The sequence below is a fragment of the Paenibacillus solani genome (assembly GCF_050475945.1).
Classification (GTDB): Bacteria; Bacillota; Bacilli; order Paenibacillales; family Paenibacillaceae; genus Paenibacillus_AQ; species Paenibacillus_AQ solani_A.
In genome coordinates this window covers 1-762 of record NZ_JBCMXJ010000038.1, presented here as the reverse complement: position 1 = coordinate 762, position 762 = coordinate 1, and the positions used below count along the sequence as shown (strand labels likewise).

General features: G+C 53.5%; 1 pseudogene. It reads right to left on the bottom strand.

The window, feature by feature from the left end:
• A pseudogene (locus ABEQ74_RS29860) lies at nt 1–762 on the bottom strand (hypothetical protein); the annotation flags it as partial.

Here is a 762-nt window from a genome sequence, read left to right as displayed (position 1 = left end):
GGTGCTTACTCTTGATGGAGCCCTCAGCTAAAGTGAAGTTATCAAAAGCGTTTGATGCGAGATGTTTGCTCTCGATGGAACCCTCAGCAATCTGCACTCCGTTCAATGACCCTTCGGCAATGTTCGCGCCAATGATAGTGCCCTCAGCAATTTGGCTTCCCGTTACTGATCCCTCGGCCAGGGTGAAGTTATCAAAAGCGTTTGATGCGAGATGTTTGCTCTCGATGGAACCCTCAGCAATCTGCACTCCGTTCAATGACCCTTCGGCAATGTTCGCACCAATGATAGTGCCCTCAGCAATTTGGCTTCCCGTTACTGATCCCTCGGCCAGGGTGAAGTTGTCGAAAGCATCTGATGCAAGATGCTTGCTCTCGATGGAACCCTCGGCAATCTGCGTCCCGTTCAACGATCCCTCAGCCACGTTCGCGCCGGTGATGGTACCTTCAGCGATTTGGCTTCCCGTAACAGAGCCATCGTCTAAGGTGAAGTTATCAAAAGCATCCGGTGCAAGGTGCTTGCTCTCAATAGAGCCCTCGGCAATCTGCGTCCCGTTCAACGATCCCTCAGCCACGTTCGTGCCAGTGATGGTGCCCTCAGCAATTTGGCTTCCCGTTACTGATCCCTCGGCCAGGGTGAAGTTGTCGAAAGCATCCGGTGCAAGGTGCTTGCTCTCAATAGAGCCCTCGGCAATCTGCGTCCCGTTCAACGATCCCTCAGCCACGTTCGCGCCAGTGATGGTACCTTCAGCGATTTGACTTCCCG